The 1,960-nt window shown below is 66.2% G+C and carries 2 protein-coding genes; one reads left to right on the top strand and one right to left on the bottom strand.

The window, feature by feature from the left end:
* Positions 1-1,070: ABC transporter substrate-binding protein (locus AB4Y99_RS27410; RefSeq protein ID WP_441525566.1), on the top strand; the 1,070-nt coding region annotated here is incomplete at its 5' end.
* 31 nt (positions 1,071-1,101) lie between these two features.
* Here the strand turns inward: AB4Y99_RS27410 and AB4Y99_RS27405 are convergent.
* On the bottom strand, positions 1,102-1,960 hold an 859-nt coding region (locus AB4Y99_RS27405), incomplete at its 5' end, for a hypothetical protein (RefSeq protein WP_441525565.1).

The following is a 1,960-nucleotide window of genomic DNA, read 5'->3' as shown; positions in this document are numbered from 1 at the left end:
TCACGGACGCCTTCACCCAGATCACCGAGGTGGTCGGCAGCGGCCCCTTCCGCTTCGTCGCATCGGAGCGACAGTCGGGCCACCTCGCCGTCTACGAGAAATTCGCCGATTACCGGCCGCGCGGCGACGGCAGGCCCGGCCGGACGGCCGGCCCGAAGATCGTCCATGTCGACCGGGTCGAATGGCACACGCTGGCCGATCCGGCGACGGCGGGAGCCGCGCTCCAGAGCGGCGAGATCGACTGGGTGGAACAGCCCCTGCCTGACCTCCTGCCCCTGCTCTCGGAGAATCCGCGGCTCGAGGTCGCGATCAAGGAGACCACGGGCGCGATCGCGATCATGCGGATGAACCATCTGCACCCGCCCTTCGACAATCCGGCGATCCGCCGCGCCATGCTGCTGGCGATCGACCAGAAGGAATTCATGGAAGCGGTCGGCGGCTCGGATACGAAGCTCTGGCGTACCGGCGTCGGGGTGTTTCCGCCGGACACGCCCTTCGCGAACGACGCCGGCATGGAGGTGCTGAACGGGCCGCGCGACATCGGCAAGGTCAAGCAGGCGCTGGCCGCGGCCGGCTACAACGGCGAGAAGGTCGTGCTGCTCGGCGTCTCCGATCTCGCCAACCTGAAGGCGGAATGCGAGGTCGCCGGCGAAATGCTCAAGCGCATCGGCATGAATGTCGACTACCAGGTGATGGACTGGGGCACGGTGGTGACCCGGCGCGCCAAGAAGGAACCACCGTCGCAGGGCGGCTGGAACTGCTTCTTCACCGGCTGGAACGGCATCGACATCCTCGACCCCGTCGGCCATGTCTCGCTGCGCGGCAATGGCGCTGCCGCCTGGCCGGGCTGGCCCACCGCGCCGAAGATCGAGGCGTTGCGCGACGCCTGGATCGATGCGCCGGACACCGAGACGAAGAAGCGCCTCGCCGCCGAGATCCAGTTGCAGGTCTTCGAGGACGTGCCCTATGCACCGCTCGGCCAGTATTTCCAGCCGACGGCGTTCAGCCGCAAGCTGGAAGGCGTTCTGGCGAGCTTCCCGACCTTCTGGAACGTCAGGCGAACCAGCTAGGCCAGAATCCCTGCGTCTTTCGCCCCTTGGCTCAGGGGATGACGCTCAGCATCATCATGGTCTGGAACATCATCGTGCCGATCTGGCTATGCGTGTCGCCGCGCATGGTGTGCACGTTGCGGAAAGCGGACTGCGGCAGGTAGAGCCAGCCGATGCGCTTGCCCCAAGGCGGCGGCGACTGGGTCACCATCCAGTTCACCGCGCCGGGCAAGCTCGGCGCGAGCTTGTGCGCATTTCTCATGAAGGCGCTGTCGAAATCGATCTGCTCGCGGATCAGCCCGCTCCCGCCGAGCATCTCGGCGAAGCGAGCGAGATGGTTGACGCCGGAGCTGAAGCTCGAGGTCCCGACCTGCTGGACCGAGCCGCGCGGCGTCGTCTGGCCGAGCGTGATCTGGATCGCGGCGAGAATGTCGTCGAGCGTTTCGACGCCGCGATCGGCGAAGAGATTGGTGCGGGGCTGGTTCGAGCGCGAGGCGTTCGTCATGAAGGGCACGATCAGCGGCATCGTCTTCATCGCGGCCATCTGCAGCCCCTGCCCGGCAACATAACGCTTCACCGTCGGCCAGCGGCCGGTGAACGTCGGATAGCCGGCATCGTCGCTCGCCGAGATCGTGTCGGGATGGAAATAGATGTAGGCCCGCGAGAAATCGATCGTACCGGCCGGGATGCAGGCACCGACCCAGAAGATCGCGCCGTTCTTCTCGATCTTGAACAGGAATTCGGAGATCGTTCCCTCGGCACTGCCCTCGACCAGCGCCGCATCGCGGGCGACCGGCGCGAAAAGGAACGGCATCACGCTGCTCGGCACGATCGCGGGAATGCTGAAGGAACCCGGCACGGTCGGCAGCGTCTGCTGGAAGCGCAGGACCTTGAGGTCGATGAAACCGGGC

The sequence above is a fragment of the Allobosea sp. TAB14 genome, assembly GCF_052113865.1.
Lineage (GTDB): Bacteria > Pseudomonadota > Alphaproteobacteria > Rhizobiales > Beijerinckiaceae > Allobosea > Allobosea spartocytisi.
Note: the sequence above shows the minus strand (reverse complement) of the source record. Positions and strands in the feature narration are given on the sequence as shown.